Genomic DNA, 11,835 nt, shown 5'->3' with positions numbered 1-11,835 from the left:
CGCAGGATAACGCTAATGAAATACCAGATTTCACCTTCACTGATGTGCATGAACCTGATGGATATCCGGCAGCAATTGGCGGTGCTGAATCGCCGCGCCGATATGCTGCATATCGACATCATGGACGGGCACTACGTTAAAAACATCACGCTGTCGCCGTTCTTTATCGAACAGATCCGCCCGCATACCTCGTTGTTGCTGGACGTGCATTTGATGGTGGAGAACCCGACCGATTTTATCGAGCCGATCGCCCGCGCCGGGGCGGACTTTATCTGCCCGCATGCCGAAACCATCAACCGCGACGCGTTCCGCGTGATCAATCAAATCCGCGCGCTGGGCAAAAAAGTGGGGGTGGTGCTGAACCCGGCCACGCCGGTGGAGTTTATTCGCCACTACCTTCACCTGCTGGACAAGGTCACCGTCATGACCGTCGATCCGGGCTATGCCGGGCAGCCGTTCATTCCCGAAATGCTGGACAAGATCCGCCAGTTGCGCGATCTGAAAAGCCAACAAAATCTGCGCTATCTGATCGAGATCGACGGATCCTGCAACCAGCGTACTTATCGCGATCTGATGGGCGCCGGCGCGGAAGTGTTGATCGTCGGCAGCTCCGGGTTGTTCAATCTCGATCCGGATCTGGAGGCGGCATGGGAAAAAATGCTGGATCAGATGCGGCAGGCGGCCTGAGGCGGGGGACATGATGCGGCATTTTCTTGGCGTTGACGTCGGCGGCACCAATACCCGCCTGCTGTTGATGGATGATGACGGCGAGTTTAGCGCTTACCGCAAGATAGCGACCGCCGACTGGGCACGGCAGGCCGATCCGCTGGCGGCGTTGGGCCGCCTGATCGCCGGGCATAGCCAGGATCGTCAGGTGGCGCAGGTGATGCTCGGGTTGCCGGGGATCCTCAGCCGCGATCGCTCGCGGGTGCTGTCGCTGCCGTTCATTCCGGCGCTGGATGCCCAGCCGGTGGCGGCGCTGTTGGCCGACTTGCTGGCGCTGCCGGTGCGAATGGACAAGGACGTCAACCATCTGTTGTGGTGGGACTTGCAGCAGCTGCCGGCGCTGCCGCAGGTGGCGGTAGGGCTGTATCTGGGCACCGGCATGGGCAACAGCCTGTGGCTGAACGGCGATTTTTACCACGGGGCGCATGGCGCCGCCGGCGAGTTGGGGCACATTCCCTGGCCGGGCCATCTGGGCGAGTGCCCGTGCGGCAAACGGGGCTGCGTCGAGAGTTTGACCTCCGGCCATTGGCTGACCGGCTGGGCGCGCGCCAACGCGGCGCAAACGCCGTTCGACCGGCTGTTCGAACGCCATGGCGATCATCCGGATTTGCAGCGTTTCGTTGAACGATTGGCGCAGACCATCGCCATCGAAATGAATGTGATCGACCCCCAACGGCTGATCCTGGGCGGCGGCGTGATCGCCATGCGCGGTTTTCCGTTGGCGCGGCTGGAGCAAGAGATCCGCCGTCATCTGCGCGGGCCGCAGCCGGCACAGGGATTGGCGATCTCCATCAGCCGCCTGACCGATGAAACCGGCAGCAAAGGCGCCTGTCTGGCCGCCCGGCGCCACCTCCAATTGAGCAGGGAGTACCAGCAATGAAAGGCAAAGTCTGCGTGTTCGGTTCGTTCAACCTGGATATCGTTGCCGGCATGGCGCGGTTTCCGCAGCCCGGCGAGTCGCTGATCGCCCGTAACAGTATGATGGGGGCGGGCGGCAAGGGCGCCAACCAGGCCACCGCCGCGCTGCGCGCCGGGGCGCGGGTGCATTATATCGGCAAGGTGGGGCGCGACGACTTCGGCACCTTCGCCCGGCGTCATCTCGCTGCCGCCGGCTTCGATGCGGTGACGCTGTTCTCGACCGGCGATTGCCCGACCGGCAATGCGCTTATCTACGTTGCCGGCGAGGATGCGGAGAACATGATCGCCGTCGATCCCGGCGCCAACCTGACGGTCAGCGAGGACGAGGTGCGCCAGTGCCGCCCGGCGATCGCCGCGGCGGATATTCTGTTGACCCAGCTGGAGAACAACCTGCCGGCGATCGAACAAGTGATCGCCATCGCCCGCGAGGCGCGGACGTTCATCATTCTCAACCCGGCGCCGTTTCAGCCGGTGCCGGACAGCCTGCTGGCGCAGGTCGATCTGCTGACGCCCAACGCCACCGAATGCACGTTGCTGACCGGCGTGCCGGTGCGGGATGTGGCTTCGGCGCGTCAGGCGGCGCAGGTGCTGCACGCCAAGGGCATTCGTTTGCTGATCGTGACCTTGGGCACGCAGGGGGCGTTGTTCTCGGACGGGGAAAACAGCGAGCTGATCCCGGCGTTTCCGGCGCAGCCGAAAGACACCACCGGCGCGGGGGATGCGTTTAACGGCGCTCTGGCGGCGCAGCTGGCGAATCAGGTGCCGTTAGCCGATGCGGCGCGCTTCGCCGCCGCCTACGCGGCGGTCTGCGTGGAACGCGCCGGGGCGGCGGGATCGATGCCGAGTTATGAGGAGGCGTTGGAACGCCAGCAGGCGTTCGCTTGACGTTGACGGGCTGCGGCGCAGAGGCGGCAGCCCGGCTCCCTTACTTCAACCAGCCTTTGCGCTGCGCGTCCCGCAGATGTTGCTCCATATGGTGCCACAGCTCGGGGTGTACGTCGGCGATCGACGCATTGCGCGCCAGTACCTGCTCCAGGCTGATGCCGTTTTCTACCCAGCTCTGGCCTTCATTGTGCAGATTCATCAGCATCGGCATGGTGCGATCCAGCAGCAAGGCAAAGCGCGCATCGGCGCTTTCGCCGTCTTCATATTCCTGCCATAAAGCGGTGAAATACTCGCGCTGAGCCTCCGGCAACATGCCGAACAGACGGCGCGCCGCCGCCACTTCCTGATCGTGGATCGCCGCGCGGGCCGCCAGATCGTAGACCAGCACGTCGCCGGCGTCGATTTCCACGATGTCATGCAGCAGCGCCATCTGGATCACGCGCTGAATGTCTACGTCATCACCGGCGTAGGGCGCCAGGCTCATGGCGGCGATGGCGAAATGCCAGCTGTGTTCGGCGGAGTTTTCCTGGCGCTGGGTGCCCAGTACCTTGGTGCGGCGTTGTACGCCTTTTAACTTATCGATTTCCATCAGGAACTGGATGGCCTGGGTCATTGAACCGAAATCTAACGCGGGTACAGCGGATGACATGGTGTAAACCTCAAGGTGGGTGGGTTGAAGCCTGACGATTGTAGACCAGCGGGCGGGGGATTTCGATGGTTACACGCGTTCACATTTTTATTTTAGCGTACACGTGTACACTGGAATTATTCTCAGTTAAGCTGCTTTGCGTTAATTTCGAACAAAGCAGGGCATTTTGAGGGGTTGCGCGTTATGGGGAAAACGGACGTAGTGAAAGCCGGGAGCAATAAGATTGTCGCCGCGGCTTATCCGTGGGCGGAAGAGATCGCCAACAGCATCAGCCACGGCATCGGGCTGGTGTTCGGCATCGTCGGCCTGGTGTTGCTGTTGGTGCAGGCGGTGAATACCGGCGCCGATGCGACGGCCATCACCAGTTACAGCCTGTACGGCGGCAGCATGATCCTGCTGTTTCTCGCTTCCACGCTGTACCATGCGATCCCGCATCAGAAGGCCAAGCATTGGCTGAAAAAGTTCGATCACTGCGCCATTTATCTCCTGATTGCCGGCACTTACACGCCGTTTTTGCTGGTGGGGCTGGATTCGCCGCTGGCGAAGGGCCTGATGGCGGTAATCTGGGGGTTGGCGCTGCTCGGCGTGCTGTTCAAGCTGGCCTTCGCCCACCGTTTTGAAGCCCTGTCACTGGTGACCTACCTGACGATGGGCTGGCTGTCGCTGATCGTGATTTATCAGCTGGTTACGCGGCTGGAGGCCGGCGGCGTCACGCTGCTGGCGATCGGCGGGGTGGTCTATACCCTGGGCGTGATTTTCTATGCCTCCAAGCGCATTCGCTTTGGCCACGCCATCTGGCACGGCTTCGTGCTCGGCGGCAGCGCCTGCCACTTCATGGCGATCTACCTGTACGTCTAAGCGTTGCCGCTACATCTGAATGCGTATTGAACAGGCGCCTCTTTTGTTTTAAAAAAGAGGCGCTTGCTTCTTTCGGGTATCCAGCAAGCCCTGTCTTTCATTTCTGAGCCCGCATACCGTTTCTCTCACTTCTGTTCAGGACTCATCAAGATGATCGTTCGCTTATCCAAAGCGCTGCTGGTCTGCGCTATCGCCTTGTTCGCTTCGCTGGTGGCCTTCGGTAACCTCACCGACTACGGCTCCAATTTCGCCTTCGTGCGCCACGTCTTTATGATGGATACCCTTTTCCCCGACGCCACCATCGGCTACCGCTCGATACAGACGCCGTGGCTGCATCACGCCGGTTATATTTTCATCATTGCGTTGGAGAGTCTGACCGCGCTGCTGTGCTGGATTGGTGGCCTGCGCCTGCTGGGCGGCCTGAAACTGCCCGCCAACGCTTTCAACGGCCGAAAAAAATGGGCGGTAGCGGGGCTGACGCTGGGCTTCCTTACCTGGCAGGTCGGTTTTATGTCGATTGGGGGGGAGTGGTTCGGCATGTGGATGTCGCAGCAATGGAACGGCGTGCCGAGCGCGTTTCGCTTCTTCGTCACCATCATCTTGGTGCTGATCTATCTGGTGCAGCGCGACGGGGAGTTGGACGAGTAACGAAGATGGCCGCAGGCAGGGGGCCTGCGGCCGACGGATTATTTCTCTTCGGCCAGCGAGTAGGGCAACGGTTTGATCGTCAGCTGGCTGGCGGCATCGTCGCGCACCCGCAGCTTGCTGTCGGCATCCAGATCGTTGTTCATCACCACCTGCACCCACAGCGTACCGTCGGCTAACTGACTCGACGCCAGTACGGTGCCGGTGCGACGCCAGTTTTCCCCCAGCTGCAGCTCCAGATCTTCCGCCGCCTGCGGGGCGCGGGCCGCTTTACCTTCCAGCCAGTAGAGCGCACGTTTGTTGGCGCCGCGGAACTTGGCGCGTGCCACCATCTCCTGACCGGTATAGCAGCCCTTGCTGAAACTGATGCCTTCCAGCGCCTGGAGGTTGGTGGCCTGCGGGATCAGCTGCGCGCTGTTGGCGGCGTCGATAACCGGATAACCGGCTTCGATCTCCAGCGCCAGCCACTGGTTGCTGTCATTCCGTTCCGCCTGGTCATGCAGTTTGCCGATCAGCTGTTCGGCCACGGCGGGGCGGGTCACCAGCAGAAAACGTTCTGCCGGCGCATTGAAGTGCAGAATCGTGGTCTCGCCGTCCTGCACCACCGGGTGCTCAGCGCTCGGCAGCGTGGCGAACAGGCCCGCCAGCGCGGCGCGCGCCTGGAAACCGGCGACGCCCAGCAATACCGCGTCATTATCGGCGGCGATGGTGACTTTGGAGAACACCGCATATTTTTTGATTTCCGCCAGTTGGCTGTCCAGCACGCTGCGGCGTTCCAGATAGGCGAAGCCTTCGCCGCGGCGGAACAGACGCAGGTTGCTCCACATTTTGCCCTTGGCGTCGCAGTGGGCGCACAGCACGTGTTGATCGGCCGCCAGCGCGTCGATGTCCGCCGTCACCTGGCCCTGGAGATATTTCACCGTGTCCGGCCCGTTCAGCGTCACCAGCGCCCAATCTTCCAGCGAGATCAGCGTCAGGGGCAGATGGGTGGAAGCGGAGGGCTGACGGGGTGGGAATGGAATGTTATGCGCCATAGTAAGTTCCTGCTCAACGTTTAGCTTACCTGAAGGGTATTGGATCCATGGTAAAAGAGGCGGCGGGCTTTGCAAACTGTTATTCGCGCCGCGGCGCCGGGGGGCGCTTTTTTTGGCATTTTGCGCTTTATTGCGTTTTCCGCCACAAAGCGCCTTCCCGGCGTGTATGTCAAATTGTTACTCTATAGACTTGTGGCCAGGGCACCCTTGCACACAGACCCCCCGGCTGATGGAATTATATTGCGACGGCGTTGCCATACAGTGTGTCATTTGAACCCTGCGCTGGCGCTGCCGCGCTGAAAAGAGGTGAGTCATAACAACATGGATATTAACAACAAAGCACGTATTCACTGGGCTTGCCGCCGTGGCATGCGCGAGCTGGACATTTCCATCATGCCGTTCTTCGAATACGAATACGACAGCCTGAATGACGCGGACAAGGCGCTGTTTATCCGCCTGCTGGAGTGCGACGATCCCGATTTGTTCAACTGGCTGATGAATCATGGCGCGCCGCAGGACGGCGAGCTGCAGAGAATGGTGACCCTGATCCAAACGCGAAATAAAGACCGTGGCCCAGTGGCGATGTGATATCCGCATTTCCTGGCGCACCCAGCTGTTTTCACTGTTAACCCACGGCGTTCTGATCCTGCTGATCCTGATTTCGCCCTGGCCGGAAGGCTTTGGCCCGCTCTGGCTGGTGCTGCTGACGCTGGTGGTGTTTCAGTGCATTCGCAGCCAGAAGCGCATCGCCGCGGTGCAGGGCGAGCTGCGGCTGCTGGCGGATCGGCGTTTCAGCTGGCACGGCCGCGAGTGGCGACTGGCGAAAAAACCGTGGATGCCGGGTTACGGCATGCTGTTGACGCTGCAGCCGATGGAAGGCAAAAAGCGCCGCCGGCTGTGGCTGGCTTCCGACTGCATGAGCAAAGAGGAATGGCGCCACCTGCGGCAGCTGTTGCTGTATCCGCCGGCGGGTGACGGCGAGGAATCCTGATGAAACCCGTACTCTGGTTGGTGGAGGATGAACCCAGCATTGCCGATACGCTGGTTTACACGCTGGAGAGCGAAGGCTTCGAGGTACGTTGGTTCGAACGCGCGGAGCCGGCGTTGCAGGCACTGGCGCAGGGGGCGCCCGCGCTCGCTATCCTCGATGTTGGTTTGCCGGATATCAACGGCTTTGAATTGTGTCGCCGCCTGCTGGCTCAGGCGGCCGACCTGCCGATTCTGTTTCTTACCGCCCGCAGTGATGAAGTGGATCGCCTGATCGGGCTGGAGATCGGCGCCGACGACTATGTCGCCAAGCCGTTCTCCCCGCGCGAGGTCAGCGCACGGGTGCGCACCATTTTGCGCCGCCTGCATAAGCAGCAGCGCCTGCAACAGAGCGCGCGCTACCATTTCGGCGCTTTCGTCCTCGACGAAGATGCGGCCACCATCTCCTACCATCAGCGGCCGCTGCCGCTGACCCGTTATGAATACCTGTTGCTGAAGACACTGTTGTTGGCGCCTGGACGGGTGTTCTCGCGGCAGCAACTGATGGAAAGCGTTTGGGCGCAGGCGGAAGAAAGCCTGGAGCGCACCGTCGATACCCACATAAAAACCCTGCGCGCCAAGCTGCGTGCGGTTGAACCCGGTGAGCCGCCGATCCACACCCACCGCGGATTGGGCTACAGCGTGAGCCGCCAGCCATGAAAATTGGCCTGCGCCTGCTGCTGGGATATTTCCTGATTGTGGCGGTGGCCGGGTACTTCGTGCTGAGCATTTTCGTCCAGGAAGTGAAGCCCGGCGTGCGGCGCGCCACCGAAGGCACGCTGGTGGATACCGCCAATCTGCTGGCGCAGATCGCCCGTCAGGACATGCAGCGCGGCGATGCGGCGCATGGCCAACTGGCGCAGGCGTTTACGCAGCTGAACCAGCGGCCGATCGGCGCCAATATCTCCGGCATCCGCAAGGATCGCAGCGAATACCACGTCTATCTTACCGATGCGCGAGGCAAGGTCATCTTCGATTCCGCCGGCCGCGCTCAGGGGCAGGATTATTCCCGCTGGAATGACGTTTATCGGACGCTGCGCGGCCAATACGGCGCCCGCAGCACCCGCAGCGACCCGCAGGATGAAAACAGTTCGGTGATGTATGTGGCCGCGCCGGTGATAGAACAAGGGCATATTATCGGCGTGCTTACCGTGGGCAAGCCCAACAGCACCATGGCGCCGGTGATCAAACGCAGCGAACGGCGCATTTTGTGGGCCGGCGCATTGCTGCTGGGGATCGCGCTGCTGATCGGGGCGGCGTTCGTCTGGTGGATCAACCGTTCCATAGGCCGGCTGGTGCGTTATGCCGACGGGGTGGCGCAAGGGGAAACCGCGCCGTTGCCCAAAGTGGGCGGCCGGGAATTGACGCAGCTGGCGCAGGCGTTGGAGAGCATGCGTCTGAAGCTGGAAGGCAAAGCTTATATCGAACAGTATGCACATACCCTGACGCATGAGCTGAAAAGCCCGCTGGCGGCGATCCGGGGGGCGGCGGAGCTGTTGCAGGAGCTGCCACCGCCGGAGACAGCCCGGCGCTTTCTCACCAATATTGAGCAGCAAAGCGCACGCATCCAGCAACTGGTGGACAAACTGCTGGTGCAGGCGCGGCTGGAGAGCCGGCCAGAAATGGAGACCGCGCCCCTCGCGATCGCGGCGCTGATCGGCCAGACGGTGGCGGGCAAAGAGGCGCAGGCGACGCAGCGCGGCGTCAGATTGCAACTGGAGGCGTTGGCGGAGGTGACGCTGAACGGCGATGCGTTGCTGATCAGCCAGGCGCTGACCAACCTGCTGGACAACGCGATCGACTTTACCCCGCCGGGCGGTTGCGTCAGCGTGCGAGGCGAACGGCGGGAACAGCGTTATTGCATCAGCGTTTGCGATGACGGCAGCGGCATTCCGGACTATGCGCTCGATAAGGTGTTTGAGCGTTTTTATTCGCTGCCGCGCGCCGAACGGCCGAAAAGCAGCGGGCTGGGCCTGAACTTCGTGCAGGAGGTCGCGCGTCTGCATCATGGCGGCATTCACCTGCGCAACCGCCGGCCGCACGGGGTGGAAGCGACTTTCATTTTATCGCTGTGACTTCACCTTCCCTTCACATAACCACATTCTGATTTCACCAGCGGGTTTTATCGTGGCCTCATTACCTACGAGGAGTGAGCATGATGAAATCGGTACTTTTCTGGAAAATAACCACGCTGCTGGGATTGATGGTGGTGATGTTGATCCCCATCACCCAACTGATGAGCGTGATCGACGAACGCAGCGGCTATCGGCAAAGCGTGGTCGGGCAGGTGAGCGAAAGCACCAGCGGGGCTCAGCGCATACTCGGTCCGTTGATTGTCATTCCCTACGTCGAACAAGAAGAGAAGAAAGACGAGAAAGGGCAAACGGTGGTGCAGCGAGTGCAGCATTACCGCTATGTGCTGCCGGAGTCGCTTCAGGTACAGGGCGCGCCGAATGTGGAGGTGCGCAAGCTGGGCATTTATCAGACACAGGTTTACCAGGGGCCGCTAAACTTCAAGGTGCGTTTCGGCCAGCCGGAGCTGTCGGATTTGCAACGCGCCAACGTGACCGTCGGCCAGCCGTTCCTGCTGGTGGCGCTGAGCGACTCTCGCGGCATCAAGCGCATTTCCCCGCTGGCAACACCGCAGCCGGTGGCGTTTGAACCGGGCACCGGCGTGGGGTCGTTGCGTCAGGGGATCCACGCACCGCTGACGCTGGCGGCTCTGCAACAAAAAGAGGGGCTGAACGCCGACTTTACCCTGACGCTGGCGGGCACCAGCAGCCTGTCGCTGGTGCCGCTGGGGCGCAGCAGCGAGCTGCAACTGCAAAGCAACTGGCCACACCCGAATTTCCTCGGCAACTTCCTGCCGGATGAACGTAAGGTGACGGAGCAAGGGTTTAGCGCTCGCTGGCGCAGCACCTGGTTCGCCAACAACATCAACAGTGCGTTTCATTACGACGATGGCATTATCGACGAGGACAAACTGCCTGCCTTCAGCGCCAGCCTGGTCGAACCGGTCGATCACTATCAGCTGACCGAGCGCGCGGTCAAATACGCGCTGTTGTTTATCGGGCTGACGTTTATGGCGTTTTTCCTGTTCGAAACCCTGACCGGGCTGCGGGTGCATCCGATTCAGTACCTGCTGGTCGGCGCGGCGCTGGTGTTGTTCTACCTGATTCTGCTGGCTTTCTCCGAACACCTGGGATTCGCTCTCGCTTACCTGGCGGCCAGCATCGCCTGCAGCGGCCTGACTGGCTTCTATCTGTGCGCCGTACTGCGCGGCAAGCTGCGCGGTACGCTGTTCGCCGCGAGCCTATTGCTGTTGTACGGCGTGCTCTATTTGCTGTTGCAGTCGGAGGACAATGCGTTGGTGCTGGGGGCTGGGCTGCTGTTCGCCATTCTGGCGGGCATTATGCTGTTGACGCGCAAGCTGGACTGGTATCAGGTGGCCGATCCGGCGCGTTTGACCAAGGAAACGCCGGCCGGGGAAGACGAGCCACGCTTCCGGCTGTGGAAATAGTGAGGGAAATCGGGCGCTACGCGCCCGATAGCGGCTACAGCAGCGGCTCCATCTCCAACAGGATCTGTTCGCACCATTGCTGCAGGCGCTCTTCGCTCAGATCGTATTGGTTGACCTCATCGAGCGCCAGGCCGACGAAGTGTTTGCCGTCGGCGCTCAGCGGTTTGGGGCTGGTGAACTCGAAACCCTCAGTGGGCCAGAAGCCGATGAACTGTACGCCCAGCGGCGCGATGTGATCGTGCAGCATGCCCAGCGCGTCGAGGAACCACTCACCGTAACCGAGTTGATCGCCCATGCCGTACATGGCGACGATCTTGCCTTTCAGATCCAGCGCCGCCAGCTGCGGCCAGATCGCTTCCCAGTCTTCCTGCAGTTCGCCGAAATCCCAGGTCGGGATGCCGAGGATCAGAATGGAATAGTCCTCCATCAGCTTGGGCGAGACGTCTTTCAGGTTGTGCAGGTCGACCAGGTCTTCACCCAGAATCTCACGGATTTTTTCTGCCGCCATTTCGGTGTAGCAGGTGCTGGAGCCGTAAAACAGACCAATCTTCATGTGTAAACCGTTACGTTGCTGTTTAGAGAATTGCAGCGAGTATACCTGATTTGCCCCGGCTTAAGGCATAATGGCGCGGGTGGAAATGCAACAAAGAGAGGACCGCGTGCAACAGCAAGACAATGCGCTGATTGAACAATTCCTGGATGCGCTGTGGCTTGAGCGCAATCTGGCGGAAAATACGCTGGCCTCCTATCGGCTGGATTTGCAGGCCCTGGGCGCCTGGCTTGGCCAGCAGAAGACCGATTTGCTGCAGGCGCAGGCGTTGGATCTGCAGGCGTTTCTCGCCGAGCGGGTGGATGGCGGTTACAAGGCCACCAGCTCCGCGCGTTTGTTGAGCGCCATGAGGCGCCTGTTTCAATATCTGTACCGCGAAAAGCTGCGCGCCGACGATCCCACCGCGCAGCTGGCGTCTCCCAAATTGCCGCAGCGCTTGCCGAAGGATCTGAGCGAGGCGCAGGTCGATGCATTGCTGCAGGCGCCCTGCGTCGATCAGCCGCTGGAGCTGCGTGACAAGGCGATGCTCGAAGTGTTGTACGCCACCGGGCTGCGGGTTTCCGAGCTGGTGGGGCTGAACATCAGCGACGTCAGCCTGCGTCAGGGCGTGGTGCGGGTGATCGGCAAGGGCAACAAGGAGCGGCTGGTGCCGCTGGGCGAAGAGGCGGTCTACTGGATCGAAAACTATCTGGAGCACGGCCGCCCATGGCTGGTCAACGGCCAGACGCTGGATGTGCTGTTCCCCAGCACCCGCTGCCAGCAAATGACCCGACAGACGTTCTGGCATCGCATCAAACACTATGCCATCCTTGCGGGCATCGACAGCGAGCGTCTGTCGCCGCACGTGTTGCGGCACGCGTTCGCTACCCATTTGCTGAACCATGGGGCCGATCTCCGTGTCGTACAGATGTTGTTAGGGCACAGCGATCTCTCGACCACGCAAATTTATACACATGTAGCGACCGAACGACTGAAACAGCTACATCAACAGCATCACCCGCGCGCCTGAGCGGCGGGTTCGAAA

The 11,835-nt window shown here is 61.1% G+C and carries 14 protein-coding genes; 11 read left to right on the top strand and 3 right to left on the bottom strand.

Features of this window, described 5'->3' with window-relative positions:
• Positions 1–15: 15 nt before the first annotated feature.
• Genes alsE through rbsK form a run of 3 tightly spaced genes read left to right on the top strand, consistent with a single transcriptional unit; the run spans position 16 to position 2,529 of the window.
• A complete protein-coding gene (alsE, locus tag ACJ8OK_RS17630) occupies positions 16–687 on the top strand; it encodes a D-allulose 6-phosphate 3-epimerase (RefSeq protein WP_033632165.1) in 672 nt (223 codons plus the stop codon).
• 10 nt (positions 688–697) lie between these two features.
• On the top strand, positions 698–1,606 hold the full coding sequence (alsK, locus tag ACJ8OK_RS17625) for an allose kinase (protein ID WP_033632166.1): 909 nt from the start codon (positions 698–700) through the stop codon (positions 1,604–1,606).
• Positions 1,603–2,529 (top strand): ribokinase, encoded by a 927-nt coding sequence (rbsK, locus tag ACJ8OK_RS17620; protein ID WP_015378971.1) that lies wholly within the window; start codon positions 1,603–1,605, stop codon positions 2,527–2,529. Before alsK ends, rbsK begins: the two co-directional genes overlap by 4 nt.
• Before the next feature lie 40 nt (positions 2,530–2,569).
• Here the strand turns inward: rbsK and ACJ8OK_RS17615 are convergent, their stop codons facing one another.
• Positions 2,570–3,178 (bottom strand): HD domain-containing protein, encoded by a 609-nt coding sequence (locus ACJ8OK_RS17615; protein ID WP_033632167.1) that lies wholly within the window; start codon positions 3,176–3,178, stop codon positions 2,570–2,572.
• A 183-nt stretch (positions 3,179–3,361) separates the two neighbouring features.
• Between ACJ8OK_RS17615 and trhA the strand changes: the two genes are divergently transcribed.
• A complete protein-coding gene (trhA, locus tag ACJ8OK_RS17610; RefSeq protein ID WP_033632168.1) occupies positions 3,362–4,036 on the top strand; it encodes a PAQR family membrane homeostasis protein TrhA in 675 nt (224 codons plus the stop codon).
• A gap of 150 nt (positions 4,037–4,186) precedes the next feature.
• Positions 4,187–4,684, top strand: coding sequence for a DUF2165 family protein (locus ACJ8OK_RS17605; RefSeq protein ID WP_004931675.1), 498 nt, complete (start codon positions 4,187–4,189; stop codon positions 4,682–4,684).
• A gap of 38 nt (positions 4,685–4,722) precedes the next feature.
• On the opposite strand, the gene ygfZ is transcribed toward ACJ8OK_RS17605, so the two are convergent.
• On the bottom strand, positions 4,723–5,715 hold the full coding sequence (ygfZ, locus tag ACJ8OK_RS17600) for a tRNA-modifying protein YgfZ (RefSeq protein ID WP_103086252.1): 993 nt from the start codon (positions 5,713–5,715) through the stop codon (positions 4,723–4,725).
• A gap of 321 nt (positions 5,716–6,036) precedes the next feature.
• Here ygfZ and sdhE point away from each other — a divergent pair, with 321 nt between their 5' ends.
• From sdhE to creD, 5 genes are all read left to right on the top strand, one after another.
• A complete protein-coding gene (gene sdhE, locus ACJ8OK_RS17595; protein WP_004931679.1) occupies positions 6,037–6,303 on the top strand; it encodes an FAD assembly factor SdhE in 267 nt (88 codons plus the stop codon).
• The gene (locus ACJ8OK_RS17590) at positions 6,284–6,706 is read left to right on the top strand and encodes a protein YgfX (RefSeq protein ID WP_033632171.1); all 423 of its coding nucleotides are present in this window, start codon (positions 6,284–6,286) and stop codon (positions 6,704–6,706) included. Before sdhE ends, ACJ8OK_RS17590 begins: the two co-directional genes overlap by 20 nt.
• Positions 6,706–7,401 carry a two-component system response regulator CreB gene (creB, locus tag ACJ8OK_RS17585; protein ID WP_033632172.1) on the top strand — a complete coding sequence of 232 codons (696 nt, stop codon included), beginning with the start codon at positions 6,706–6,708 and terminating at the stop codon, positions 7,399–7,401. Before ACJ8OK_RS17590 ends, creB begins: the two co-directional genes overlap by 1 nt.
• Positions 7,398–8,816: a two-component system sensor histidine kinase CreC gene (gene creC, locus ACJ8OK_RS17580; protein ID WP_033632173.1), complete on the top strand. Its 1,419-nt coding sequence runs from the start codon at positions 7,398–7,400 to the stop codon at positions 8,814–8,816. The genes creB and creC overlap by 4 nt, the downstream gene beginning before the upstream one ends.
• A gap of 80 nt (positions 8,817–8,896) precedes the next feature.
• Complete coding sequence (creD, locus tag ACJ8OK_RS17575; protein ID WP_213929358.1) at positions 8,897–10,261, top strand: cell envelope integrity protein CreD; 1,365 nt, start codon at positions 8,897–8,899, stop codon at positions 10,259–10,261.
• A 34-nt stretch (positions 10,262–10,295) separates the two neighbouring features.
• Here the strand turns inward: creD and fldB are convergent, their stop codons facing one another.
• A complete protein-coding gene (gene fldB, locus ACJ8OK_RS17570; RefSeq protein ID WP_004931683.1) occupies positions 10,296–10,814 on the bottom strand; it encodes a flavodoxin FldB in 519 nt (172 codons plus the stop codon).
• 106 nt (positions 10,815–10,920) lie between these two features.
• Between fldB and xerD the strand changes: the two genes are divergently transcribed.
• Positions 10,921–11,820, top strand: a complete 900-nt coding sequence (xerD, locus tag ACJ8OK_RS17565) for a site-specific tyrosine recombinase XerD (RefSeq protein ID WP_004931685.1) — start codon at positions 10,921–10,923, stop codon at positions 11,818–11,820.
• Positions 11,821–11,835: the final 15 nt, after the last annotated feature.

Origin of the sequence: Serratia sp. CY71090 (genome assembly GCF_052166845.1) — a bacterium.
GTDB classification, from domain to species: domain Bacteria; phylum Pseudomonadota; class Gammaproteobacteria; order Enterobacterales; family Enterobacteriaceae; genus Serratia; species Serratia nematodiphila.
This window is presented reverse-complemented; position numbering and strand designations above follow the sequence as displayed.

Bases quoted from the DNA above. Each gene is read 5' to 3' on its own strand.
- alsK (WP_033632166.1), top strand. From the start codon at position 698: ATGATGCGGCATTTTCTTGGCGTTGACGTCGGCGGCACCAATACCCGC.
- creD (WP_213929358.1), top strand. From the start codon at position 8,897: ATGATGAAATCGGTACTTTTCTGGAAAATAACCACGCTGCTGGGATTG.
- ygfZ (WP_103086252.1), bottom strand. From the start codon at position 5,715: ATGGCGCATAACATTCCATTCCCACCCCGTCAGCCCTCCGCTTCCACC.
- fldB (WP_004931683.1), bottom strand. From the start codon at position 10,814: ATGAAGATTGGTCTGTTTTACGGCTCCAGCACCTGCTACACCGAAATG.
- ACJ8OK_RS17605 (WP_004931675.1), top strand. From the start codon at position 4,187: ATGATCGTTCGCTTATCCAAAGCGCTGCTGGTCTGCGCTATCGCCTTG.
- trhA (WP_033632168.1), top strand. From the start codon at position 3,362: ATGGGGAAAACGGACGTAGTGAAAGCCGGGAGCAATAAGATTGTCGCC.
- ACJ8OK_RS17615 (WP_033632167.1), bottom strand. From the start codon at position 3,178: ATGTCATCCGCTGTACCCGCGTTAGATTTCGGTTCAATGACCCAGGCC.
- sdhE (WP_004931679.1), top strand. From the start codon at position 6,037: ATGGATATTAACAACAAAGCACGTATTCACTGGGCTTGCCGCCGTGGC.
- rbsK (WP_015378971.1), top strand. From the start codon at position 1,603: ATGAAAGGCAAAGTCTGCGTGTTCGGTTCGTTCAACCTGGATATCGTT.
- creC (WP_033632173.1), top strand. From the start codon at position 7,398: ATGAAAATTGGCCTGCGCCTGCTGCTGGGATATTTCCTGATTGTGGCG.
- alsE (WP_033632165.1), top strand. From the start codon at position 16: ATGAAATACCAGATTTCACCTTCACTGATGTGCATGAACCTGATGGAT.
- creB (WP_033632172.1), top strand. From the start codon at position 6,706: ATGAAACCCGTACTCTGGTTGGTGGAGGATGAACCCAGCATTGCCGAT.